Origin of the sequence: Mitsuaria chitosanitabida ATCC BAA-476 = NBRC 102408 (genome assembly GCF_001598255.1) — a bacterium.
Lineage (GTDB): Bacteria > Pseudomonadota > Gammaproteobacteria > Burkholderiales > Burkholderiaceae_C > Roseateles > Roseateles chitosanitabidus.
Genome location: NZ_BCYP01000035.1, coordinates 1 through 23,855 on the forward strand (window position 1 = coordinate 1; position 23,855 = coordinate 23,855).

General features: G+C 67.5%; 21 protein-coding genes and 2 pseudogenes. 10 read left to right on the forward strand and 13 right to left on the reverse strand.

All coding sequences use genetic code 11. The annotated features are described in order from the left end of the window. Together MCHT01_RS27170 and MCHT01_RS27175 are read left to right on the forward strand one after the other, a co-directional pair. On the forward strand, positions 1-1,547 hold a 1,547-nt coding region (locus MCHT01_RS27170), incomplete at its 5' end, for a hypothetical protein (protein ID WP_218017926.1). Positions 1,548-1,574: 27 nt separating this feature from the next. Next, positions 1,575-3,335 carry a DUF3320 domain-containing protein gene (locus MCHT01_RS27175; RefSeq protein ID WP_067068371.1) on the forward strand — a complete coding sequence of 587 codons (1,761 nt, stop codon included), beginning with the start codon at positions 1,575-1,577 and terminating at the stop codon, positions 3,333-3,335. Positions 3,336-3,396: 61 nt separating this feature from the next. Here the strand turns inward: MCHT01_RS27175 and MCHT01_RS21105 are convergent, their stop codons facing one another. The 6 genes from MCHT01_RS21105 to MCHT01_RS21125 all read right to left on the reverse strand — a co-directional run bounded on the left by MCHT01_RS21105 (position 3,397) and on the right by MCHT01_RS21125 (position 8,221). Beyond that, positions 3,397-3,732: a YrhB domain-containing protein gene (locus MCHT01_RS21105; protein ID WP_067068374.1), complete on the reverse strand. Its 336-nt coding sequence runs from the start codon at positions 3,730-3,732 to the stop codon at positions 3,397-3,399. Next, positions 3,729-4,163 carry an HD domain-containing protein gene (locus MCHT01_RS21110; RefSeq protein ID WP_067068376.1) on the reverse strand — a complete coding sequence of 145 codons (435 nt, stop codon included), beginning with the start codon at positions 4,161-4,163 and terminating at the stop codon, positions 3,729-3,731. Before MCHT01_RS21110 ends, MCHT01_RS21105 begins: the two co-directional genes overlap by 4 nt. A 230-nt stretch (positions 4,164-4,393) precedes the next feature. Next, the gene (locus MCHT01_RS27765; RefSeq protein ID WP_259375176.1) at positions 4,394-4,525 is read right to left on the reverse strand and encodes a hypothetical protein; all 132 of its coding nucleotides are present in this window, start codon (positions 4,523-4,525) and stop codon (positions 4,394-4,396) included. A 460-nt stretch (positions 4,526-4,985) separates the two neighbouring features. Next, positions 4,986-6,749 carry a M61 family metallopeptidase gene (locus MCHT01_RS21115; RefSeq protein WP_067068379.1) on the reverse strand — a complete coding sequence of 588 codons (1,764 nt, stop codon included), beginning with the start codon at positions 6,747-6,749 and terminating at the stop codon, positions 4,986-4,988. Beyond that, positions 6,749-7,681 carry a pyridoxal-phosphate dependent enzyme gene (locus MCHT01_RS21120; protein ID WP_067068380.1) on the reverse strand — a complete coding sequence of 311 codons (933 nt, stop codon included), beginning with the start codon at positions 7,679-7,681 and terminating at the stop codon, positions 6,749-6,751. Before MCHT01_RS21120 ends, MCHT01_RS21115 begins: the two co-directional genes overlap by 1 nt. A 120-nt stretch (positions 7,682-7,801) precedes the next feature. Further along, the gene (locus MCHT01_RS21125; RefSeq protein ID WP_067068383.1) at positions 7,802-8,221 is read right to left on the reverse strand and encodes a GreA/GreB family elongation factor; all 420 of its coding nucleotides are present in this window, start codon (positions 8,219-8,221) and stop codon (positions 7,802-7,804) included. A gap of 410 nt (positions 8,222-8,631) precedes the next feature. On the opposite strand from MCHT01_RS21125, the gene MCHT01_RS21130 reads away from it, so the two are divergent. The 3 genes from MCHT01_RS21130 to MCHT01_RS21140 all read left to right on the forward strand — a co-directional run bounded on the left by MCHT01_RS21130 (position 8,632) and on the right by MCHT01_RS21140 (position 11,804). After that, positions 8,632-10,398, forward strand: a complete 1,767-nt coding sequence (locus MCHT01_RS21130) for a glycoside hydrolase family 16 protein (protein ID WP_067068384.1) — start codon at positions 8,632-8,634, stop codon at positions 10,396-10,398. 129 nt (positions 10,399-10,527) lie between these two features. Further along, a complete protein-coding gene (locus MCHT01_RS21135; protein ID WP_067068386.1) occupies positions 10,528-10,929 on the forward strand; it encodes a VOC family protein in 402 nt (133 codons plus the stop codon). Beyond that, a complete protein-coding gene (locus MCHT01_RS21140; protein ID WP_067068388.1) occupies positions 10,926-11,804 on the forward strand; it encodes a helix-turn-helix transcriptional regulator in 879 nt (292 codons plus the stop codon). Before MCHT01_RS21135 ends, MCHT01_RS21140 begins: the two co-directional genes overlap by 4 nt. Before the next feature lie 64 nt (positions 11,805-11,868). Here MCHT01_RS21140 and MCHT01_RS21145 read toward each other — a convergent pair whose 3' ends face one another. Then, positions 11,869-13,248, reverse strand: a complete 1,380-nt coding sequence (locus tag MCHT01_RS21145) for a TAXI family TRAP transporter solute-binding subunit (protein ID WP_067068390.1) — start codon at positions 13,246-13,248, stop codon at positions 11,869-11,871. Further along, positions 13,245-13,835, reverse strand: coding sequence for a hypothetical protein (locus tag MCHT01_RS21150; protein WP_148661649.1), 591 nt, complete (start codon positions 13,833-13,835; stop codon positions 13,245-13,247). Before MCHT01_RS21150 ends, MCHT01_RS21145 begins: the two co-directional genes overlap by 4 nt. Positions 13,836-14,036: 201 nt before the next feature. Here MCHT01_RS21150 and MCHT01_RS21155 point away from each other — a divergent pair, with 201 nt between their 5' ends. Beyond that, positions 14,037-15,230 (forward strand): hypothetical protein, encoded by a 1,194-nt coding sequence (locus MCHT01_RS21155; RefSeq protein ID WP_148661650.1) that lies wholly within the window; start codon positions 14,037-14,039, stop codon positions 15,228-15,230. Positions 15,231-15,345: 115 nt separating this feature from the next. On the opposite strand, the pseudogene MCHT01_RS21160 reads toward MCHT01_RS21155, so the two are convergent. Continuing rightward, a pseudogene (locus MCHT01_RS21160) lies at positions 15,346-15,924 on the reverse strand (helix-turn-helix transcriptional regulator); the annotation flags it as partial. On the opposite strand from MCHT01_RS21160, the pseudogene MCHT01_RS21165 reads away from it, so the two are divergent. Further along, positions 15,873-16,466 (forward strand): annotated as a pseudogene (locus tag MCHT01_RS21165) (oxidoreductase); the annotation flags it as partial. The pseudogenes MCHT01_RS21160 and MCHT01_RS21165 sit on opposite strands and share 52 nt — an antisense overlap. A gap of 33 nt (positions 16,467-16,499) precedes the next feature. On the opposite strand, the gene MCHT01_RS21170 reads toward MCHT01_RS21165, so the two are convergent. After that, a complete protein-coding gene (locus MCHT01_RS21170; protein WP_067068398.1) occupies positions 16,500-17,417 on the reverse strand; it encodes a LysR family transcriptional regulator in 918 nt (305 codons plus the stop codon). 124 nt (positions 17,418-17,541) lie between these two features. Between MCHT01_RS21170 and msuE the strand changes: the two genes are divergently transcribed. The 3 genes from msuE to MCHT01_RS21185 all read left to right on the forward strand — a co-directional run bounded on the left by msuE (position 17,542) and on the right by MCHT01_RS21185 (position 20,261). After that, positions 17,542-18,123 (forward strand): FMN reductase, encoded by a 582-nt coding sequence (gene msuE / locus MCHT01_RS21175; RefSeq protein ID WP_067068401.1) that lies wholly within the window; start codon positions 17,542-17,544, stop codon positions 18,121-18,123. A gap of 44 nt (positions 18,124-18,167) precedes the next feature. Beyond that, positions 18,168-19,151 (forward strand): DUF1852 domain-containing protein, encoded by a 984-nt coding sequence (locus tag MCHT01_RS21180; protein WP_067068403.1) that lies wholly within the window; start codon positions 18,168-18,170, stop codon positions 19,149-19,151. An 84-nt stretch (positions 19,152-19,235) separates the two neighbouring features. After that, positions 19,236-20,261, forward strand: a complete 1,026-nt coding sequence (locus tag MCHT01_RS21185; RefSeq protein WP_067068406.1) for a methionine synthase — start codon at positions 19,236-19,238, stop codon at positions 20,259-20,261. A 43-nt stretch (positions 20,262-20,304) separates the two neighbouring features. Here MCHT01_RS21185 and eutC read toward each other — a convergent pair whose 3' ends face one another. The 3 genes from eutC to MCHT01_RS21200 form a co-directional block, all read right to left on the reverse strand. Further along, entirely contained in the window at positions 20,305-21,096 is a 792-nt protein-coding gene (eutC, locus tag MCHT01_RS21190; protein WP_067068407.1) for an ethanolamine ammonia-lyase subunit EutC, read from the reverse strand. Between the two features lie 10 nt (positions 21,097-21,106). Then, entirely contained in the window at positions 21,107-22,510 is a 1,404-nt protein-coding gene (locus MCHT01_RS21195) for an ethanolamine ammonia-lyase subunit EutB (RefSeq protein WP_067068410.1), read from the reverse strand. Between the two features lie 63 nt (positions 22,511-22,573). After that, positions 22,574-23,668 carry a pirin family protein gene (locus tag MCHT01_RS21200; RefSeq protein WP_067068413.1) on the reverse strand — a complete coding sequence of 365 codons (1,095 nt, stop codon included), beginning with the start codon at positions 23,666-23,668 and terminating at the stop codon, positions 22,574-22,576. Between the last annotated feature and the right edge of the window lie 187 nt (positions 23,669-23,855).

A 23,855-nucleotide genomic window follows, 5' to 3' on the forward strand; every position in this document is an offset into this window, starting at 1 on the left:
ATCCGCTGGACTTCGAGCCGATGGCCGGTTGGAGCGACGGAGTCTTCCAACGACGCAAGGAGCGCATGCGGGAGCTGGAGGTCCATCTTCTTGAGATGGGGCGCCCCGACCGGAGCCCGTTCTGGGGATCGGTGAAGACTTTCTTTACGCCCGTAGACGAGAACGCTGCGGCGACGTCGTTGCAGCAATCTCTGGCGCATGTTGTTCGCTTGCAAGAGCGCTCCGGTGAGCTGTCCGCGCGCCTGATGCTGAGTCAGCCAGTGACGGTGCACGACATTGATGTCGTGTGCAGGGCGGCCCGCCGGGCTGCTCAGGCTCCTCGACTCCAAGGTGTTCAGCTATCGACGCAGGATTGGCAGCTGAGGCGAGATTTGCTGCGCGCGCTGATCGACGCGGGTCAGGGCATGGCGGCTCAGCGAAAGCAGTTCGATTCCCAGCTGATCGACGTGGCCTGGGAGCAGGACCTGCTGCCAGTGCGTCAGGTGCTGCTGAGTCATGGCGGCAAATGGTGGCGATTCCTTTCGGGAGAGTTCAAGCAGGCGAAAGGACGCTTGCAGTCTTTGGCTCGATCGCAACTGCCCAAATCATCCACCGAGATGCTGCAGCTTGTGGATGCCGTGATGGCCTACAGGCAGCACGAGAAGGTGTTTGTCCAGCACGAGACTCTCGGTCAGGCTCTCTTTGGCGCGCAATGGCAGGGTCGAGGGTCGGACTGGGCAGTACTGGATCGACTCATGACCTGGGTGGTCAACCTGCATGATGACTTGGGGAAGGGGACCATTCCAGCGGGAATTGTCGATTTCCTATCCGGACATGCCGACGCCAGCGGCTTGGGTGACATGGCCGAGGCGATCGAGAGCCTGATGATCGAATCCAAAGCAAGTCTGTCGCGTGTGGCCGAGGTGCTGGGAATCGCAGAGCAGAGCGGACAGGACTTGCAGGCGACACCTCTTGATCAGCTGACTGGACAGCTGGATCGTTGGCAATCGGGCCTCGGAAACTTGCGGCATATGGGACGGTTCAACGCGCTGGCAGAGCAGCTACGCGAGGAGCAGATGGGTCAGTTCTTGCCAATGGCCACATCCTGCGATCAGCCCTCACAGCTCAGTGCCGCGCTCGAGATGAGTTGGACGTCAGGCCTCCTGCAGCGCCTCTACTCCGACAACCCGACGCTGCAGCACTTTGACCGAGTCCAGCACGAGCATCGGATCGCCCGATTCCGTGAGTTGGACTTGGCTTCGCTTCGGCATGCGCAGACGCAGCTTGCCGCAAAGGTCTGGGCCTCGAAGCCCAATCTCAACCAACCGGGCGAGATGAGTGTTCTCCGGAACGAGTTCAACAAGAAGAAGCGACATCTACCAATACGGCAGCTGATTCTCAAGGCAGGTCGTGCGATCCAGCAGATCAAGCCGGTGTTCATGATGAGCCCGATGTCGATCGCCAACTTCTTGCCGCCAGGAGTTGTCGAGTTCGATGTGGTTATCTTCGACGAGGCCTCGCAGGTCAAAGCGGTCGATGCCTTTGGCGCGATCTTGCGCGGACGGTAAGTCGTAGTAGTGGGCGACACGCGCCAAATGCCGCCGACCGACTTCTTCGGACGTGACGTCGAGATCGATGACGAGGACAACAGCACCGGCGACATAGAGAGCATCCTGAGCATGTTCAAAGCCGCCGGATGCACAGAGCGCTATCTGCGATGGCACTACCGCAGTCGACACGAGTCCCTGATCGCTGTATCGAATGCCGAGTTCTATGACCAGAAGCTGGTGATCTTCCCTTCGGCAGGGAACGATCCGCTGGCGACTGGCGTCAGTCTGGAGTACTTGCCGGATGCCCTCTACGACCGGGGACGCACGCGGACGAACAAGGGCGAGGCAAGGGCCGTGGCGAAGGCCGTGATGAAGCATGCGGTCGAACGCCCCCAGATGTCCCTGGGCGTCGCCGCGTTCAGCGTGGCTCAGCGCGACTTGATTCTGGTGGAGGTCGAACTACTGCGCCGCCAGACACCGCAGGCGGAGGCATTCTTTAGCCGTCATCCGAGCGAGCCGTTCTTCGTGAAGAACCTTGAGAACGTTCAGGGTGACGAGCGCGATGCCATCTTCATCAGCGTGGGCTATGGTCGCAACGAGACGGGGAAGGTCGCTCGAGAGTTTGGCCCTTTGAACAGGGAGGGTGGTCATCGACGTCTGAACGTCCTGATCACTCGAGCGAAGTTGAGCATGCGGATCTTCTGCAACTTCAGATCAGAGGAAATGGATCTGGAGAAGTCGGCGAAGCATGGCGTGCGTGCTCTCAAGAACTTCCTGAAGTTTGCTGAGACGGGCGAGCTTGAAGTGAGTTACGAGACCGGCAAGGGCCCGGATTCACCCTTTGAGGTCGAGGTGATTGAAGCGCTTCGTGATCTGAACTATCAGATTGAGCCGCAGGTGGGCACTGCCGGCTATTTCATCGACATGGCGGTCAAGGATCCTGAACTACCTGGTCGCTACGTGTTGGCGATCGAATGCGATGGTGCGGCGTATCACAGCTCGCGCTCTGCTCGTGACCGCGATCGCTTGCGACAAGCTGTTCTTGAAGGATTGGGCTGGAGCTTCCATCGCATATGGAGTACGGACTGGTTCCGGAATCGCCAGCAGGAGATCGGGCGCGTGGTAGCTGCCATCGACGACGCCAGAAGCCGGATTCGGACCCCAGGAGCCGTGCCTGTCGTGACCGAAGTCCAGCCTACGCATGTCATTGAACGCGAGGACTCGACCCGGGACCAAGCGACGGACTTCACGCAGCCATACATCAAGGCAGTGCTGGAACCCGTGAATGGTATGGAGCTTCATGTTGCCCCCATCCATGCGTTGGACCACATGGTGAGCAAGGTGGCTTCAATCGAAGCGCCCATCCATCTTTCCGATCTGACCAAGCGGCTGATGGATGCTTTCGGAGTGAGCCGGGCAGGAGCCCGCATCGCTGGTCGCGTACGAGAAGTGGTTGAGTACAGCGCTCGTCGCGGCGCGATCCATTTCAGGGAGGAGTTCATCTATTGCGTTGGCGATGAACCCATCGCGGCGCGGGATCGCTCCTCATTCAACGCAGCCGACAAGAAGATTGAGCTTGTCGCACCAGAGGAGATCGAAGCGGCGTTACTGGAAAGCGTTCGACTTGCATACTCTCTTGACCTTGATGCCGCGATCTCATCCGCCATTGGGTTGCTCGGGTTTGGCCGAGCGACGCAGAAGATCTCAGCAACGGTAGAAGAGCGACTTGAGCGTTTGGTGAATGCGGGGAGTCTGGCCCGTGTAGACAGTGTGATTACGCTGCCAGCCAGCCCCTACGGAAGTTGAAACGCTCCCGTGCTCAACGCTCGGCGTGCGGCGGTACTGGCGAGCGAATCGGCGCTCGACCTCATCGGACCGGATGCCGGAGCCCTGCGCGGAACTCGGCCAGGTAGTGTTCGATCGAATGCACGGTTCCTGTGCCATAGAGCCGGCCATCCTCGCGATCAACGATCACGGGGGCATTCCCCGCAAGCGCCTGAAGGAAGTCGCCGTCCTCCGCGAATGCCTTCGAGTTGTAGGCACAGACCCAGCCGAAGTCGTGCTCCTGCGCATCGACGACGACGAGCTGATGCGACGGGCGGTCCTTGTTCCAAGGTAGCGCGGAGCCGTCGAGGTCCATGGCGCGTTCCAGGGCGCGCAGGTAACGGGCGATGGCCTCGTCGGCCATGGCGCGGGTGATCAAGCCGGCTCCATCCCATCCAGGAGAAGCGCCCGTACTGCTCGGTACTCGTCCAGACGGGCGAGGTCGCGCTCGGTCGGATTCGGAAGCCTGGAGAGATCCATGTTCTCCGCGTTGTCCGCGAGCTTCACCTCGCGCGCGACCGGATCGGCCTTGGCGCGTGTCGCTGCTTGCAGGCGAGTCTCACCGGGCCGTTTGGTCAACGCGTCCACGGCGTTGACGACAGCATCCGGGAACCCCTCGGCCCGCAGGTCCTCGAGCGAGACCCCCGCGTCCTCGACGACGTCATGCAGGACCGCGGCCATGCGCTGAGCGCCGCCGGATAGACGCAGCATCACCTTCAGCGGATGGAGGATGTACGGTTCTCCGCCCTTGTCGAGTTGACCCGCATGGGCGGAGGCGGCGATCTCGATGGCGCGTTCAAGCGTGGACATCGGCCGACGATAGAGGCAAGGCCCTCGGGGTTCCCGGCACGGTGGCAGGCTTGGCGTGGGGGCTGTCGCCTAGGGAATCTCTGCAGAACCACGTCCGATCCGCTCGCGGGCCGACGATCCGAGTTCGGAGCCTTGCGATGCGGCGGAAGGCGGCGATTCGCGGTCAGATTGACGCTGCAGCGTGCGTCCTTCGAGCGCGTCGATGGTGCTTGAACACATCGCTGGCGCACTCATCCCTGCACCTTCAACGCCACCAACGTCACCAACGCCGCCCAGGGCAGCACCTGGTTCAACTCGTCCAGGAAGACCTCCTTGCGCGTCTTCTTGGGAAGCGGGTCAAGGCCAAGCGTGAGCTGGTCCATGGCCCGAATCGTCAGCAATGCTCATGCCTCGCGCCAGTCGGGCTGGCGCCAGGCAAGCAGCTTTGAGAAACTATCGCGATCACGACGAAGCCGTTCGGGCGAGCGTCTAAGAAGGAAGAGCGAATGCGAGCAGCGGTTGAAGCGTTGGTCGACCTGGGGCCGCTCTCAGCCTCTAACGTGGCGGAAGTGCCGACGTTGGAGATGTTCGAGCGGCTACTGCAGCAAGTCAGCAGGCCCGTATCCGACACGGAGGCCACGGCACTTTGCAGACTCTTTGGTCCTGATGACTGCTTTGGCCTGGCTTGGTCACTGTTGCATCTGATCGAAACCGCCCCTGGATGGCCGGTGGAGACTGTTCTGGCGACGATCGTGAGTCCATGGCAAGACACTCTTCGGGAAAGGCTGAGGATCAGTCAAACGGGTTCCTCAGACCTACCCTAGCGGGCCCGCATCACGGCGCTCAGCGTCGCATCCACGCCTGACAGCTCGCGTCCCCCGCCGCGCCGGCGCGCACGGTCAGCATCGGCAGGCGATCGGTGCTGCCGTCGACGGGGCGATAGCGCAGTTCCTTCGCGCCGTCGGCGGTCTTGAGCTGCAGTGTGATGTCCTTGTCGGTGTTGTCGCCGTAGATCGACCAGCCCTGCAGGGTCATGCCGTCGCGCAGACCCGCGCGGTAGGCCGGGCCGTCGGGCACGACGCCCGTGGCCACGCGCTTGGCAAGCGCGTTCATGTCGAAGCCCGGCACCCAGCGCGGCACGTCCGACCAGCCGAGCTGGAAGCACGGTCCCGCGAGGCCTTCGTCCAGCTCGACGTTGCGACCCTCGACGACATAGGCCTTCACCTGCTCGCGCGGCCTGGCGCCCAGCGTGGCCGTCAGCGCCTGCATGACGCGCTCATGCGCGGGCGGGGCCTTCGCCGCACGCTCGGTGTCGAGCAGCAGTCCTCGCAGCAAGCCGTCCAGCCCCGCGGGGTCCGTGCGCCGCAGCTCGCGGTCCCAGTCCATGGCGAGCAGCTCGCCCCGCGCATACATCTGGCGGCCGGCGTTGCGGTCGCTGAAGAAACGACCCGCGATGTTCTCCGCCGTCGCGTTGCGCGCCGGCGAGCGCCAGTAGCCGCGCAGCATCTGCGTCACCTGGTCCGCGTAACGGTCCAGCGACCAGAGCCCACCGGACAGCAGCAGGCGATGCGTGTAGTAGTCGGTGAAACCTTCGGACAGCCAGTAGTGACGGGCAACCTGCTCGGCGCTGCCGTTGATCGTGCCGCCCAGCCGATTCGGGATCCACAGGTGCAGGTTCTCGTGGCCGATGAGGAACTCGAAGCTGTCGCTGCTGGTCGCCGGGTCCTGGCTGACGTGGAGCACGGCCGCCTGCGCGACCAGCGTGCCGCCGTTGTTGCCGGCGCTGTGATTCGGCGTGCGCGCCACGGTCTGGCGCGGCGCGCTGGCGTCACCCCAGAAGCGGCGATGCGCGTCGAGCAGCCGGGCCACCTGCTCCGCGAAGCGCGCGTCCTCGGTCGGCTGCTTGCCGCGGCTGGCGATGACCACGGGGCCGGTGGCCAGCCGGCGCTCGATCACCCGCCATCCCGGACCGCCCGCGTAGAACGCGTGCCGCAGTTGCGAATGCGGGCCTCGCGTACTCACGTCCTCGTGCGACGCGACCGCGCCATCGAAGTGGCTGCCCAGCAGCGGGCCGACCTTGCCGTCGGGCTGCACCAGCGTCAGGCACATCCGCGCGGTCCGCTCGTCACCCCAGGTGTCCACGCTGAGCAGCGCGCCATACCCGAAGAACTGGAACCAGTCGGCGCCGATCTGCGTGCGGTAGAGCTGCTCCTGCTGCTGGACCTGGCCGTCGTCGGGGTCAGGAAGCGCGGCACGCACCTGATAGCGCAGGGTCACGCGGTCGTCGGCCTCGTGCTCGATCTTCCAGCGGTTGCCGTCCTCGCCGGGCAGCACGCGCACCCCCGCGGACTGCTCCGTCGCCAGGTTCAGCGAGCCGCCGTAATCCTTGATCCCCGCCCAGCCGGACTGGATCCGCACCGCGCTCTCGTGGCGGCCCTCGGAGGGGAAGCTCATCGTCACGTCGAGTCGGCGCGGCGTGGTGTCGTAGCGGGGCGTGATGCGGTAGCTCAGATCGCAGGCCTGGTCGGCGTGGGCGGCGACCGAGGCGAGCAGCAGCGCCGCGGCGATGGACAGCCCCCGCGCGAGGGTCAGGCCTTGCGCGCGCATCAGGCGGTCTTCGCGACCAGCGCCGCGCGCCAGTCCTGGAGCTGCTGGAGCGTCGCCGTGCTGCCGCCGCAGACGATCACGAGCGGCGACTGGAACGGGGCCAGCACCGGGTCCTGACGGTAGAGCGCCGCCAGCGTCGCGCCACAGGCGGGCTCGACCAGCACGCGGTGGTCGTGCAGGAAGGCGAGGCAGGCGTCGACGGCCTCCAGGTCGGACACGACGAGGGAGCGGATGTCATGGGTCCGCGTCAGCTCGAAGGCGTTCGCGCAGACCTGCTTCGCGCCCAGCGAGGTGGCGATGCTGGTGATCGCGTCGAGCATGATGCGCTCGCCCTTCGCGGCGGATTGCGCGAGCGAGTCGGCGCCGAAGGTCTCCATGGCGACCACGGGGATGTGGCCGAGGCCGTTGCGTCGCAGGCCTTCCACGACGCCCGACATCAGGCCGCCGCCCCCCACCGACAGCAGCACCGAATCAAAGGCCACGCCCGCGCGCGCGACCTCGTCGATCATGGTCGCGTGGCCGGCCCAGGTCGTGGGGTTGTCGAAGGGGTGCAGGGCGGCGGAGGTGGCGTCCACCATGGACTCCGCCAGCGCGTTCGCCTCGGTCCAGGAGGCGCCGTGCACCACGATGTCCGCGCCTTCGAGCGCGATGAGCTCGCGGGCGCGGGCGGTGGTGGTCTCCGGGACCACCACGGTCACGGGGATGCCCAGCTGGCGGCCCGCATAGGCGACGGCGATGCCGGCATTCCCGCCCGAGGACGAGATGAAGCGCGTCTTGCCCTGGCGGGCGAGCGCCTCGCAGGTCGCGCCGATGCCGCGCAGCTTGAAGGAGCCCGAGGGCTGCAGGGCCTCCAGCTTGAGCCGGACGTCCTTTCCGGTGAGGCGGCTCAGCGGTCGCGAGGGAATGAGCGGGGTCTCGATGTGCAGAGGCAAGGCGGGGTCTCCTGAAAGCGGCGGACGTCGACGGCGGAGCATAGCGGGCCGAGGCGCCGGCCGCGGGCGCGCGAGGCACGAGGGCCTCGCCGCGCGCCGCGCCGGCGCCGACGCTGGGGCTCAGGTCGTGAAGTCTCCGGCGGCTTCCGGCTGGAACAACAGCGCGGCGACCTCGGCCGCGTGCGTGTCGCCGTCCGGCCCGGTCCATTCGACGCGCTCGCCGAGCTCCGCGCCAAGCAGGCTCAGGCCCAGGGGCGAGAACACGCTGATGCGGCCCTCGTCGAGTCGGGCGTCGCGGGGATAGCTCAGCGTGACCTCCATCGGCCCGTCGGACGCGACGAGCCGCACCCGCGAGCCCATCGTCACGACATGGGACGGCATGTGGCGCGGGTCGAGCTGCTCGGCGAGGTCGAGGACTTCCTCGGCCAGATCGGCGGTGTGGGGCGGCAGCCGCAGGCCCGCTCGGGGTGTGCGGACGAGGGTGGACAGACGGACGTGATCCAGCCAGCTCAGCTGGCGTGCTTTCAGATTGAGCGCCATGGCTCCTCCAAGAACGCGGCGTCGAACGCGCGCGGGTTGCCCGGGGAGTGCCCGGCGACCGATGGGGGAGAAGGTGGGGGAGGTCGCCGGGCCTAGGGAAGTGCGGCGGCGAGCGCGTGGCGCTGCCCGCACGCGCGCAGCGCTCGGCCGGCCTTCGGGGCGGCGGCGAGCATCAGGGCGATGGGGGTGGCGGGCATGGGGCGACTATAGCGAGGCCGGGCGGCCCGTCGCTTTCAAGCGGTTGCAAACAAAATCCCGTCACGAATGAAAGCGCTTTCAAGATTGGCGGAAATTGCCTAGGATCGGCGCCGCAGGAGAAGTCGCGATCCTGGACGAGCGCCGCAGAGCGCTGGCCGGATCGCGCCGATCGGTGCCCTCCCGCACACCATCGACACCTTCTGGAGACATGAATGGGATTTCAGAACCGCCTCGACGCGGGGGCCTTGTTGCGCGCCACCGCCCTGGGTCTGCTGGTCACTGCCGCCGCGCAGTCCCAGGCCAGCGTGACCAACCCCACCATCGGCCGCCTGCTGTGGTCCGAGGAGTTCAACGGGACCGCGTTGAACACCAGCCTCTGGACCTCCTCCGACGGCAACGGCTGCCAGATCAACCTGTGCGGCTACGGCAATGCCGAGCTGGAGTACTACAGCCCCAGCAACCTCTCGATCGCCGACGTGCCCTTCGAGCCCGGCACCCGCGCGCTGGCGATCCGCGCGCTGCGGCAGACCGTCGGAAGCAACCAGTTCACCTCGGGGAAGATCGATTCCTACGGGAAGGTGCAGGTGCAGTACGGGATGATCGAGATCCGCATGGCCACGCCGCAGGTCACGACCGGTCTGTGGCCGGCCGCGTGGATGCTGGGCACCAGCCCGCAGGCCTGGCCGCGCAAGGGCGAGATCGACATCGTGGAGCAGGGCCATCGCGCCTCGGCCTGGGCCGCCGCCGGCGCGCCCTCGGCCGACTACTTCGTCGGGTCCAACGTGATCACCTGGTCGCAGGCGGCCTGCGTGCCGGGCAACGAGTCCTGCGCCGCCTCCACGGCCTGGCAGACCAAGAACTGGTACAAGCCGCAGGTCTCGCTCGCGAACCGCTTCGTCAAGTACCGCTTCTACTGGACGGACACGCAGATGCGCTTCACCGTCGTCGACACCGACGGCGAGCACGACCTGTACGACGCGCCGCTGCCGGTGAACTCGGCGGCCCTGCAGGCGCCGTTCTACCTGCTGCTGAACCTGGCCGTCGGCGGCAACTTCACTGACGCCGCGACGCCCTCGCAGGTGTCGGCGCCGCTGCCCGCGACGATGTACGTCGACTACATCCGTGTGTATGAGCTCGACGGCAAGGGCGAGGTGAAGCTGGGCAGCCAGGTCGTGCCCGAGGTCGGCAAGTTCGGCGTGTTCACCGACAACACGGTGGTGAACAACAAGCTGGTGGCGGGCACCTCGTGCGACATCTACCTGTGGAACACCGCCTCGACCGGGGCCGGCAACATCCAGCCCTACGAGGGCAACAACGTCATCGCATGGAGCTACAACACGCCGGGCCAGTGGTTCGGCGGCGGCATCCAGTCGCGCCAGATCCGCGACCTGACCAACTTCCGCAACGGCAACGTGAAGTTCCGGATCAAGATCCCGGCCGACGTGTCCTTCAACATCGGCATCGGAGACACCTACACCAACCAGTCGTGGGTGAACTTCCCCGCCAACGCGACGAGCTTCGGGCTGGTGCGCAACGGCGACTGGGCGACCGCGACGATCCCGGTGTCGACGCTGATCGGGCCGAAGGTGGCGCTGCAGTCGATCGCCGACATCTTCATGATCTCGAGCGACAACAACCGGATGCCGACCTCGGCCTTCCAGTTCGCGATCGACGACGTGGTGTGGGACTCCGGGACGACGCCGACGGATCCGCAGACGCCGACGACGCCCGCCGGCATCTCGCAGCCAACGTCGAGCTCGGTGAAGTTCTCCGAGCCGACCGGCACCTGGACCGACGTGCACTACACGATCAACGGCGGCGGCCAGCTGAACGTGCGGATGCTCAAGGAGGGCAGCGGCAATGCCTACACGGTGACCGGGCTGAAGAAGGGCGACGTCGTGCGCTACAGCTTCACGTACTGGGACCCGGTGCGCAACGGGGCCTACGACACGGCACCGGAGAGCTACACGCTGAAGTGAGCCGGACGCGCCGCGCGCGTGACGGAGGGGCCCGTCGCCTGATCGGATCGGCACCGAAGTTGAGCGCCGGGAGCCCGGCGATGGCGATGGGTCTTCCTACACTGGGGCCACCAATCACCTGGAGGCTCCATGTTCAATCACATCGTCATCGGCTCCAACGACCTCGCGCGTTCGCGACGCTTCTACGATCAGGTCCTGCGTGTGCTGGGCGTCGGCGAGGCCACGCCGCATCAGGCGAAGTCCGGGCACATGCGCCTGTTCTATCGCCATGCGGGCGGCACGCTGGGCATCGCCGAGCCGATCAACGACGAGCCCGCGACCGCGGCGAACGGCGGCACGATCGCCTTCCGTTGCGCGTCGCCGGAGCAGGTCCATGCCTTCCACGACACCGCCGTGGCGAACGGTGGCGTCTCGATCGAGGAGCCTCCCGGCCTGCGCGTCGATTCATTGGGGCAGTACTACCTGGCCTACGTCCGCGACCCCGACGGGAACAAGCTGTGCGCCGTCCACCGTCCCCAGGCGCAATCTTGAGCGGCGAGCGCCGCGTGCTGCGCACGCCGGCGGGGGCCGAGCTCGCGCGGACCCTGCATGCGCGGCCCGCGCTGGGCGTGGCGGCGCACGTGATGCAGGGGGAGGGGCTGGAGATCGTGCGCATCCGCGTGGAGCGGCCGGCGCTGATCCTGGTCGACCGCGGCATCAAGACCGTCAAGCCGGAGCGCGGCGCCGCCGTGCGCGCCATGCCCGGCCAGGCCCTGCTGCTGGCGGGCGGGCAGACCGTGGACTTCCACAACCGCATCACCGACGGGGAGCGGTACGAGGCCCGTTGGCTGATGTTCGGCGGCGTGGTGCTGGACGATCCCTACTACCTGGCCACCGCGGAGCGCCTCCACGCCGGGAAGGCGGCGATGCCGCGCGCGCAGGCGCTGCGGCGCGTGCCGCCCGGACTCGCCGATGCCTTCGAGCGTGCCCGTCGCGCCCTGGCCCCGGACCCGTCACTGCCGGACACGGTCGTGCGCCAGCAGTTGCTCGAGGTGGCGCACTGGCTGCTGGCGCAGGGCCTGGTGCTGCGCGCGCCGATGGAGGACGCGCGGATCTCCGGCCGGATCCGGGCCATGCTGTCGGCGCGCCCGGAGGACGACTGGAGCGCGGCCGCGATCGCGAGGGCGCTCGCGATGTCCGAGGCGACGCTGCGGCGCAGGCTCGCGGCCGAGGGCGCCAGCTTGCGCGAGCTGATCGCCGACGTGCGGATGGCCTCGGCGCTGGTGCTGTTGCAGGCCACGTCGCGGCCGGTGTCGGAGATCGCCTCGGCGGTGGGCTACGACTCGCCGTCGCGCTTCGCCGTGCGCTTCCGCGACCGCTTCGGGTTCGCGCCCACGGCGGTGCGGGGGCATGCGCGGGGGATGTGATCGGGCGCAGTGGTACTACGGTGCCGCCGGGCCCGGTCCGGAGCGGTACGCCGCTGCGTGTCGATCAGGCGCCTGGCCCGCCGGTCGGTCGCGACCGCTGCGCCAGCAGCCGCCTGCGCACCGCGTCGATGTTGTTGCGCAGCGCGTAGAGCTCCTCGGCATAGGACAGCGGCACCGCGATGCGGTGCGTGACGCGGTCCAGTTCGTCGAGCTCGTCGAGCAAGGCCTCGCGCTCGCCGGTGCCGGTCTCCAGTTTGGCCTCCACCTCGCGCAGCCGCGCATACCAGCGGAACACGCGCGAGCGCACGCGGAAGGTGTAGAGCGGCGGAACCACGCGTGACAGCGGCAGCATCAGCACCAGCAGGCCGCCCACCACCAGCCACATGCGCTCCAGGAGATTGCCGGCCCAGAAGGGCAGGTATCGCGCCCAGGCCGGCGGCGTGCCGTTGATCGCGCGATCGCCTTCGGCGCTGACGGGCAGCTCGCTGGTGCGGGTGTTGGGGAAGTCGCGCGCGCCATTGAACCAGCCGGCTTCGCTGTGCTGGCCCAGCGCCGCTTGCGCGAAGAGCTGGCGCAGCGCGGGGTGCGTCTGCTCGCGCGCGAGCAGGGCGGTGGTGGTGGCCAGCAGCGGCACGTCGTGCGGCGGCAGATCGGCCGCGAGGTCCACCACACCGCGCGGCAGCGTCACGGTGGACAGGAAGGGCAGGAGGCGCGAGTAGGCCTCGTTCTGCTCGAAGGCCATCAGCGCGATGGCCGGATCGCGCAGCAGCGCGCGGATCAGGTCGGCCTGCGGCGCCGAGATCAGCACCGCGGCATCCAGCTGGCCCTGGCGCAGCGCCGCGCCGGCGGCGTCGGGCGCGAGATTCGACAGCCGCAGATCGGTCGGCTTCAGCTGGTTCAGCGCGAGCAGCTTCTCGACGATCTGCGGGACGCCGCTGCCGTCCTGGTCCACGTTGACCCGCAGGCCGCGCAGCTGGGTCAGGCGCTGCAGTTCGCCGCCGGGCTGGCGTCGCGCGATGCCGAGATCGCGGCGGTAGAAGATCCAGATCGGCTCGTAGAACAGGCTGCCCAGCGAGACGATGCCGGCCTCGGTATCGGCGACGGGATCCGCCATCCCGCCGCGCACGAAACCCACATCGGCCGTGCCCGCGCGCAGATGGGCCAGATCGTCCTGGGCGCCTTCGCTGGCGACGAGCTCCACCTGGATGCGTTCGCGCGCCAGCGCCTTCGCATAGCCCTCGCCGAAGCCGGCGTAGGCGCTGCCGACGGGGCCGGTGGCCAGCCGCACCTGGCGCGGCGGTTGCGGGTCCAGCCACCAGTAGGCCGCGATCAGCAGGCCACCGCCGAGCAGCAGCAGCGGCCCCATCGAGACCATCATGTCGCGCAGCGTCTGCACCAGCAGGCGCAGGCTGCGGGTGGCGTGCCATTGCTGAATGGGGGTCATGTCTTGCCTTGCGTGTCGACGGCGCATGTCGGCGCTGACCGCAGATAGGCCTCGCCACGACCGGCCGCGAAGCCGTGGATGGGCGTCGATGGGTCGCTCGGCAAGTCACGCGCGGCGACATGGAGATCGAACGAAAGATCATGCGGCGCGACCGTCACCGTCCCTTTCGTCTTCTCCTGCCGGACCTGGGCGGCGAACACCTCGACATGGGTCTCGGTCCATTGGCCATTCGCCAAAGGAACGACGATTTCGTAGGCAGACCGATTCACGGACTTGTTCCCATCGTCGAAAGGCGTATGCATGCTGCCTCTGACCGTCTCGATGTTCTGAACCATCAGGTGCGCCTTGCCCTTGCCGTCCATGCAAGCCGTGACGTCCGGGTCAACGGCGTACGACACGAATGCACAGCCCGGCAGCAGGGAGATCGCTCCGGCTGCGCCAAGGCAGCTCATCCAACGGCATGTCCTCGTGATCTGCATGACTGAGCCTTTTCCTGGTGCAAGAAGATGGGATCCGAGCGCGGACATCGCTGACATTCTGCCGCCGGCCCCGAGATCCGTTCGTTCGCGATGCTGCTTCGGCTGCATGGACCCATCCCGGTGACATCTCTCGGGCGTCGAACGACGCGGGATGAGCCTCCGCTCCTGCCGTGGCGAGGGATCGCTCCCGATGCCGCCGCGAATCAGAAAAGAGCTGATATCCACTTGTCGATCGGCTCCCCAAAATGCAGTCGTCAGTCCTCCGGTTGAGGAGGGGCTCCGCAATCCGTGTCAATCAATGGAGTGGCCATGGCTGAGAAAGAGTCCGCGGACCGCCAGTTTGGCGGCCGTCGTCCGGCGAGCCAGTGCAGTCGCACCGGCACGCCGACGAATGAAGGTCGCGCACTGCCACGAGATGCGATCTGGGGTGATCGCGTCAGGAACAGCGCGCGCATGGTGGCTCAGCGCACCACGATGGACATGCTGACGGGGCCCGCGTCAACACAAGGACATCAAGGCGACTCAGGTGCGAGGAGCGAGCAGGCGGCCGAGGGGGCAGGGTCCGCGATGGTTCAACTGATGCTCAGGCGTGAGCGCGGCGGCGACCGCGATGGTGGTCGGGGAGACCGCAACAAGCGCACCCTTTCATCGCGCGAGCCGGAGCCGGAGCCGGAGCCGAAGAAGCCCCCGAAGAGACCCGCGCAGACGGATTCCCCGGAGCAGGGGAAGACGAAGCGGCCCAAGAGGGGCGCCAAAGAACCCGAGTCGGGGCAGCGCATTGGCGAAAGGATGGCGGAAGAGGTGTTCGACGCCCTCACCAGTACCGGGGCACTGGATCAAGAGATACCGTCCGAATTCGATGACGAGGAGCTCATGGCGGAACAGAGGGCGGCATTGGAGGCGCTCGGCAACAAGGAGTACGCGCACCTGTTCGACCGAAACGTGACGACCTATGTTCGCTTTAACGGACGTGGATTCGTCCAGAAAGCGAGCCCCGGGAGCACCGGTTTGGAGGATACCAAGCAACCTCAGAAATCGTTTCTGCTCACGGGCCAGAAACCGGGGGCGCTTTCATCCACGGTCATGCATGAGTACTACCACTCCTTGCAAGATCCGGAGATGGACGAGACGAGCGCAGAGACAGACGCCCATTTGAAGGAGAGTCTGTGGCGCAGGAAGCGCGGCCTTGCGGTCGAGAAGGATTACTTGGCGAAGGGCGAGATCAGCGAGGACAAGATTCGCAAAGTACAGGAACCGATCACGCGGGGCCAGGAAGCCCAGGGGCGGGAGTTCGTCGAGTTCAAGAAGAAGCCCGCTCAGGTGCTGTTGGCCGGTGGCGAGGGGGAAGACTGGGTGTCAGCGGAGAAGCATGACTGGGGAGAGTTCAACCTCTTCGAGCCAGTCGAAGGAGGGGACGAGGCCAACATCCGCAGCGATGCGTTTCTCCAGCGCCTGAGATCGCTGCTCGGGGAGGAGAAGGGTGAGAGCTCCGAGGGCAAGTGAGGCGTCGCGTGCATCCGGCGGCGGTCCGCTCGCCAGTGCGACGACCTCCAATGGGACGGCCCGCAGAACGCCGATGTCCAGATCATCGACGGCGGTCATCGCCTGTCCCCCCAACTCAATGCGACGACACAAACCCCGCCCCCGGCAGTGCCGGCGGGATGTCGAAGCTGGCCTTCATCCGTCGTGCCTCCGCGCCCGGCGTCAAGCCGAACAGGCGTTTGAACTCGCGATTGAACTGCGAGCTGCTTTCGTATCCGACGGCATGGCAGGCCGCGGCCGCCGTCATGCCCTCGCGGGCCATCAGCAGGCGCGCCTGATGCAGTCGGGTCGACTTCAGGTACTGCATGGGTGAGCTCTGCGTGACGGCCTTGAAGTGCACATGGAAGGACGGCACGCTCATGCCCGCCTCGCGTGCCAGCATCCCCAGGTCGAGCCGATCGGCGTAGTCCCGGTGGATGCGCCGCAACGCCTTGCCGACCTTGCCGAACTGCCCTTGCTGCGTCAGCGCCGCCCGCAGCGATTGCCCTTGCGGTCCGGTCAGCACGCGGAAGTACAGCTCTCTCACGAGGGCGCGGCCCAGCACCGCCGCCTCCAGCGGCCGGCTGAGCCCCTGCAGCAGTCGCCGCACCGACTGCCGCATACGTGCTCGTGAACAACGCCGGCTACGGGCACGAGGGGGTGATGGAGGAGTCGTCGCTGGAGGAGATGCGGAGGCAGTTCGATGTGAACGTCTTCGGCGCCGTAGCGATGATGAAAGCCGTGCTGCCGTTCATGCGTCAACGCCGGCGCGGCCACCTCATCAACATCACGTCGATGGGCGGTTTCATCACCATGCCTGGCATCACCTACTACTGCGGCAGCAAGTTCGCGTTGGAGGGGATCTCGGAGGCGCTCGGCCAGGAGGTCAAGGCCCTGGGCATCGCCGTGACCGCCGTGGCGCCGGGGTCGTTCCGGACGGACTGGGCGGGGCGCTCGATGGTGCGGTCGGCGCGAAGCATCGCCGACTACGACGCGGTCTTCGACCCCATCCGCGCGGCGCGCGAGGCCAAGAGCGGCCAGCAGCTGGGCGATCCGGACAAGGCGGCCGTCGCCCTGCTGCGACTGATCGAGAGCGACGCGCCGCCCGCGCATCTGCTGCTGGGCCGCGACGCCGTGACCTTGGTCCGGGACAAGCTGAACGCGATGAGCGCGGACATCGCCGCGTGGGAAAGCGTCAGCCGCTCGACCGACCACTGATCGGCAGGAAGCGGTGCGGCTGGCCGACGATGCTCAAGCCCGGGTTCCCCGCGAGGACGCGATCGTCGCCGCCGGTTGCCGAGCCAGCTCGATGAAGGCGCGCACGTAGTCGATGGCGGTCTCCGCCTCGCGCGCGCCCAGGAAGATCTGCTTGGCGATGCCGCGCGGGCCCAGCCGCACGGGCACCACGTCCATCTTGGCGGCGTACTCGTCGACCAGCCAGCGCGGGAGCGCCGCGACGCCGCGCCCGCTGGCGACCATCTGCACCATGATGTCGGTCGTCTCGATGGCCTTGTGGCGCTTGGGCGTGACCCCGGCCGGCAGCAGGAACTGGTTGTAGATGTCCAGGCGCTCGATGTCCACGGGGTAGCTGATCAGCACCTCCGGGATCAGCTGCTGCGGCTTCACGTAGGCCGCCGACGCCAACGGATGGCTCTTGGCCACGACGAGCACCTGCTCGTAGTCGAACACCGGCACGAAGCTCAGGCCCGGCTTGAACAGCGGATCGGGCGTCACCAGCAGGTCGATCTCGTAGCCGAAGAGCGCGCCGATCCCGCCGAACTGGAACTTCTGCTTCACGTCGACCTCGACGTCGGGCCAGGCCGTCAGATAGGGCGACACCACCTTGAGCAGCCACTGGTAGCAGGGATGGCATTCCATGCCGATGCGCAGCGCGCCGCGCTCCCCCTGGGCGAACTGTCCCAGCCGCTCCTCGGCCAGATCCAGCTGCGGGAGCACCCGGTTCGCGACGGCCAGCAGGTACTGGCCCGCCTGCGTCAGGCGCAGGCTTCGACCTTCACGCAACCAGATGTCGGTGCCCAGCTGCTGCTCCAGCTTCCTCATGCTGTGGCTCAGGGCGGACTGGGTCAGGTTCAGCACGCCCGCGGCCGCCGTCAGCGACCCCTGCCGCTCGACTTGCTGAACGATGCTGAGGTGGATACGTTCCAGCATTCAGATGAGCCATTTTCATGGATTTGTGAGATTAAACCATTTTACGTCATGAGCCTCGCTGACTAGCATTCGCTCCCTCATCGGCGCCCCTGCCGCGCCGAGCTGTCCCGAGGTGAATGCCGTCATGACCCGTCCACTCCGTCTCGTCGCCGTCTCCGGCGGCATGCAACGTCCCTCCAAGTCCGCGGCGCTGGCCGACCACCTGCTGGACCTGATGGCCGAGGAAGTCGGCGGCGAGCGGCGCCTGATCGAGCTGGGGCCGCTGGCCCCGCACTTCGCGGGCGCGGTCTGGCGCCCGCAACTGCCGGCGACGGTGGAGCGGGAGCTCGTGGCGGTCGAGCAGGCGGACGTGCTCGTGGTGGCGACGCCGGTCTTCCGCGGCTCTTACACGGGTCTGTTCAAGCACTTCTTCGACTTCATCGATCAGGACGCCTTGATGGACAAGCCCATCCTCCTGGCCGCCACCGGCGGCAGCGAGCGCCATGCCCTGGTCATCGACCACCAGTTGCGGCCGCTGTTCAGCTTCTTCCAGGCGCGCACCCTGCCGCTCGGCGTCTACGCGACCGACAAGGACTTCATCGACTACCGCTTGCGGGACGAGGCCCTGATCCAGCGCGCCCGGCTGGCGGTCCGGCGGGCCCTGCCGCTGGTCGACCTCACCCGCCACGCCTGGCCCCCGCAGCTCGCGGAAGCGGCCGCGGCCTGAGGCGGCGCTCGCCCTTCCTCCCAGACTTCAGCCCCTCCATCGCCATGAACGACGACTTCAGCTTCAGCCTCAAGAGCATCCGCTTCGACGAGGACTACCAGCCCTCGGACAGCACGCGCATCACGACCAACTTCGCCAATCTGGCGCGCGGCGCGAGCCGGCGGCAGAACCTGCGCAACACGCTGCGGATGATCGACAACCGCTTCAATGACCTGGCGCATTGGGACAACCCGACCGGGGATCGCTACGCGGTGACGCTCGAGATCATCTCCGTCGAGATGCACCTGGGCGCCACGGGCCGCGAGGAGGCCTTCCCGCTGATCGAGATCCTCCAGCCCAGCATCCTCGACCGGAAGACCGGGCAGCGCATCGAGGGCATCGTGGGGAACAACTTCTCCTCCTACGTGCGCGATTACGACTTCAGCGTCCTGCTCCCGGCGCACAACGTCGATCGCCCGGTGTTCGAGACGCCGGAGGGCTTCGGCGACCTGCACGGCAAGCTGTTCCAGCAGTTCGCCAACTCGAGTGCCTATCAGGCGCGATTCAGGAAGCCGCCGGTCATCTGCATCAGCGCCTCGACCAGCAAGACCTATCGCCGCACCGGCAACCGCCATCCCGTGCTGGGCGTGGAGTACCAGCAGAACGAGCTGTCGTCGACCGATCAGTACTTCGCGAAGATGGGGATGCAGGTCCGGTTCTTCATGCCCCCGAATGGCGTCGCGCCCCTGGCCTTCTACTTCTTCGGCGACCTGCTCGGCGACTACACGAGTCTGGAGCTGATCGGCACGATCAGCACGATGGAGACCTTCCAGAAGATCTATCGCCCCGAGATCTACAACGCCAACTCCGCGGCGGGGCAGGTCTACCAACCGAGCCTGAAGCATCAGGACTACTCGCTGACGCAGATCGTCTACGACCGGGAAGAGCGCAGCCAGCTCGCGGTCAAGCAGGGCCGATTCGCGGAAGAGCAGTTCATCAAGCCGTATCGGCATGTCCTCGAGCGATGGGCGGCCAGCGTGGCGCCCTGATCCGTCCACACCCTCGGCGCCCGCATCCGCGCATGCGCCCGCGCGCGCATTGCCGTGCCCCTCTTTCTTGAAAGGAATCCTCCAATGTTCGAAACCTCCATCGCCGGCAGTCTGCCCAAGCCCGCCTGGCTCGCCGAAACCAACAAGCTCTGGCCGCAATGGCGGGCGGAAGGCGAGGCGCTGCTGCAGGCCAAGGCCGATGCGACCCTGCTGTGGATCAAGGCCCAGGAGGACGCGGGCCTGGACATCGTGTGCGACGGCGAGCAGTCCCGGCAGCATTTCGTGCACGGCTTCCTCGAGCAGGTCGACGGCATCGACTTCGAGAACAAGGTGAAGATGGGCATCCGCGACAACCGCTATGACGCGATGGTCCCGCAGGTGGTGTCGGCCTTGCGGCTGAAGGGCCGCGTGCACGCCTTCGAGGCGCGGCTGGCGCGTGCGCACACGAAGAAGAAGCTGAAGTTCACGCTGCCCGGGCCGATGACCATCGTCGACACCGTGGCGGACCGCTTCTACGGCGACAAGGTGAAGCTCGCGTTCGCCTTCGCCGAGCTGCTGAACCAGGAGGCCCTGGCGCTGCAGGCGGACGGGGTGGACATCATCCAGTTCGATGAGCCCGCCTTCAATGTCTACATGAAGGACGCCGCGGACTGGGGCGTGGAGGCGCTGGAACGCGCGGCGCAGGGCCTCACCTGCAAGACGGCGGTGCACATCTGCTATGGCTACGGCATCAAGGCCAACACCGACTGGAAGAACACCCTGGGCGACGAATGGCGCCAGTACGAGACCGTCTTCCCCGCACTGGCGCGCAGCCGCATCGATCAGGTGAGCCTGGAATGCATCCACTCGCATGTGCCGCCCGACCTGATGAAGCTGCTGGCGGGCAAGGACGTGATGGTCGGCGTGATCGACGTCGCCAGCGACGTGGTCGAGACGCCGGAGGAGGTGGCCGACACCATCGGCCGGGCGCTGCAGTTCGTGCCCCAGGAGCGGCTGTTCCCATGCACGAACTGTGGCCTGGCCCCGACGGGGCGGGACGTGGCGTGGCGCAAGCTGCGGGCGCTGGCCGAGGGGACGAAGCTGGCGAAGGAGCGGCTGACGCGGGCGTGATGCCGGCGGGGGCGGATTCGCCTCGAGGTGACCGCCGCGGCGATCAGCGCCCGCCCAGCCGGAACGGCTCCCGCGTCTCGACCGACGGTGCCGACTCCCCGCTCTCCTCCTTCAGCGCGACCCCGGTCACCTGACGGGTCCGCGCCTCGTTGAGCAGCCAGGCCAGCCGCGCCGCCGCGGCGTCCGGCGCCAGGCCTTCCGGCCGCACGTTGGAGATGCAGTTGCGTTCCGCGTCCACGCGGCCGGGGCGGGGCGCCCAGGTGACGTAGACGCCCATGCTGTCGGGGGAGCTCAGGCCCGGACGCTCGCCGATGAGCACCACGACGAGCTTGGCCCCCAGCGCCTGGCCGATCGGATCGCCGATCGCGACGCGCGCCTGACGGGCGATGGCGACGGGCGACCAGCGCCAGCCGTCGGCCAGCCGCGGCCGGAGCGCCTCGATGAACGCGAGGGCATGCCGCTCGACCGCCAACGCGGACAGGCCGTCGGCCACGACCAGCGCCAGATCCGGCGGCGGGGCCTCATCGCGCGCGGACAGCACGGCCATCGATCGGTCGTCGAGCCGTCGTCCCAGATCGGGACGCTGCAGGTAGGCCGCCCGATCCGCGGCGGCACTGTGCAGATCGATGGTCGCCAAGCCCGCCTCGTTCAGGGCGGCCGCGAGCGCCACATGGTCCAGCGCGCGATGCACCGCATCCCGCGCCTGCGCATGGGCCAGCTGGAACGCCAGGTGCGCCGCCGTCGGCTGGCTGACGCCCGCTCGGCCCAGGCCGATCCGCGCCGGCGTGTGGCGGCGCAACGTGTGCCAGGGGTTGGGAGTGAGGGCGTCGCTCATGGTGTCGCGTTCACGAGGAGGGCAGCAAGGCGGCGAAGGCCGGGGACATGCGGTCCACCAGATGGCCCGGCGCGCCGGGTTGCGCGATGCGCATGCGTTCGAGCCAGCGCTCGAACTCCGGCGCGGCGCGCAGGCCCAGCACGCGTCGCGCATAGAGCGCGTCGTGGAACGAGGTCGTCTGGTAGTTGAGCATCACGTCGTCCGAGCCCGGGATGCCCATGATGAAGTTGCAGCCCGCCACGCCCAGCAGCGTCAGCAGCACGTCCATGTCGTTCTGATCCGCGGCCGCATGGTTGGTGTAGCAGATGTCGCAGCCCATCGGCAGGCCCAGCAGCTTGGCGCAGAAGTGGTCCTCCAGGCCCGCCCGGATGATCTGCTTGCCGTCGTACAGGTACTCCGGGCCGATGAACCCGACCACCGTGTTCACGAGCAGCGGCTCGAAATGCCGCGCCACCGCGTAGGTCCGGGCCTCGAGGGTCTGCTGGTCGCAGCCGTGGTGCGCGCCGGCGGACAGCGCGCTGCCCTGGCCGGTCTCGAAGTACATCACGTGACGGCCGCGCTCGCCGTCGTCGAAGACGGCGCCCCGCGCCAGCGACAGGGCCGCCGCGCGCGCCTCGGCCAACAGCTTCAGGTCGATGCCGAAACCGCGGTGGGTCGCCTCCGTGCCGCCGATGGACTGGAACACCAGATCCACCGGCGCGCCGCGCTCGATGCACTGCATCGTGTTGGTCACGTGCGTGAGCACGCAGCTCTGCGTGGGGATCTCGAAGCGCTCGATGACCTCCGCCAGCAGGCGCAGCAGGTGCGCGACCTGGGTCACGTTGTCGGTCGCCGGATTGATGCCGATGACGGCGTCGCCGCTGCCGTACATCAGGCCGTCCAGCACGCTGGCGGCGATGCCGCTGACATCGTCGGTCGGATGATTCGGCTGCAGGCGCGTGGACAGCCGGCCCGTGAGTCCCAGCGTGTTGCGAAAGCGCGTGATGACCTGGCACTTGCGCGACACCAGGATCAGGTCCTGGTTGCGCATGATCTTGCTGGCCGCGGCCACCATCTCGGGCGTGAGACCGGGCGCCAGGCGCGTCAGTGCCGCCGTGTCCGCCGCGTCCGAGAGCAGCCACTCGCGCAAGCCGCCGACCGTCAGGTGGGCGATCGGCTGGAACGCCGTGGCGTCGTGGCCGTCGACGATGAGGCGGGTGACCTCGTCGTCCTCGTACGGGATCAGGGCCTCGCTGAGGAAGGTCTTCAGCGGGAGATCGGCCAAGGCCATCTGGGCGGCCACGCGTTCCTGCTCGGACCCGGCGCAGACGCCCGCGAGCCGGTCGCCCGAACGCTCCGGGGTGGCCTTGGCCATCAGCTCGCGCAGGCTGTCGAAACGATAGCGGATGGCGTCGACGCGCTGGGAAACGTTCATCGCTGGCTCCTTGCGTCCAGCTTAACCGCGTGCCCGGGCCGATCGTGTGACGGGCTCGGAGGCTCAGCCCTGCGACGGCGGCCGCTCCGTCCGGCCGTCCGCATGCCGCGCGAATCGGTCCTCCTGGTCACCATGCACCGGCGCCGGATCCGGCCAGGGCCAGCCGCCGAACTCGGTGCGACGGTAGTCCTCGAAGGCCTGGCGCAGCTCCTGCTCGGTGTTCATGACGAAGGGGCCGTACTGCGCCACCGGCTCGCCGATGGGACGACCCTGCAGCATCAGCAACTCGGCGGGTTCGTCGCCGTTGATCAGCGCGACGTCGGCGCCCGCCCGCAGCTCGACGGAATGACCGACGGTGACGGGCTCGCCATCGAGGGCGATGCGATGGCCGGCGAAGAAATACAGCTTGCGTCGCGTGCCGTCGCCGAGCGCCGCGGGCAGGGTCCATCTCGACCCTGGCTCCAGGCGCAGCGTCCACATGGCCAGGTCCGAATGCAGCCGCGAGCCCCACGAATCCGGCGGCGGCGCGAGCGGCCGGGTCACGTCCCCGACGGCATGACCGGGCGCGGCGAGGGCACCCGCGATGACCACCACCTCGGTCGCGCGTCCGGCGTCGTCGACGAAGGTGTGGCGCGGGATGTCCTGCGACCAGAACATCGTGAAGTGGGGCTCCACCATCTTGCTGTCCGCGGGCAGGTTGAGCCAGATCTGGAACAGCTCCAGCGGGTTGGGGCGGTCGGTGTGCAGCAGCGGGAACATCTCCGCGTGGACGATGCCCTTGCCGGCGGTCAGCCACTGCACGTCGCCCCCGCCGAAGCGCGCGCCGGCGCCCAGCGAATCGGCGTGGTCGATGCGGCCCTGGCGGACGATGGTGACCGTCTCGAAGCCGCGGTGCGGATGGGCGGGGAAGCCGGGCACCCGTTGCCCGTGGTACATGCTCCAGCCGTCCTTGCGCGAGAAGTCCGAGCCCATCTGCCGGCCGGCCAGCAGCGACGCGTCCGGGCCGTGGCGGCCGTTGCCCCGCGGATAGGCGTCATCGTGGTGCACGCAGAACAGGAAGGGGTCGATCGTGTCCCAGGGCATGCCCAGGGGCTGGACGGAGAGGACGGGGGAGGCGGACGGCGCGGCCTCGTCGGCGGGGATGGTGGTGGTGGTCATGGCGAAGTCCCAAAGGTCCGTCACCCTACCGCGAACCCGCAAGCCGTGCCGGAGGCGCACTTTCCGGCCCCGGAATCATTTCAGGGTCGGATCTCTCGACGGAACACCCGGTTGCCATCTCTCCGACCGAACCCCCGACGCTATAGTCCCGCGAACGCTCGGAGTGCCTTCGGTCCACCCATGTGCC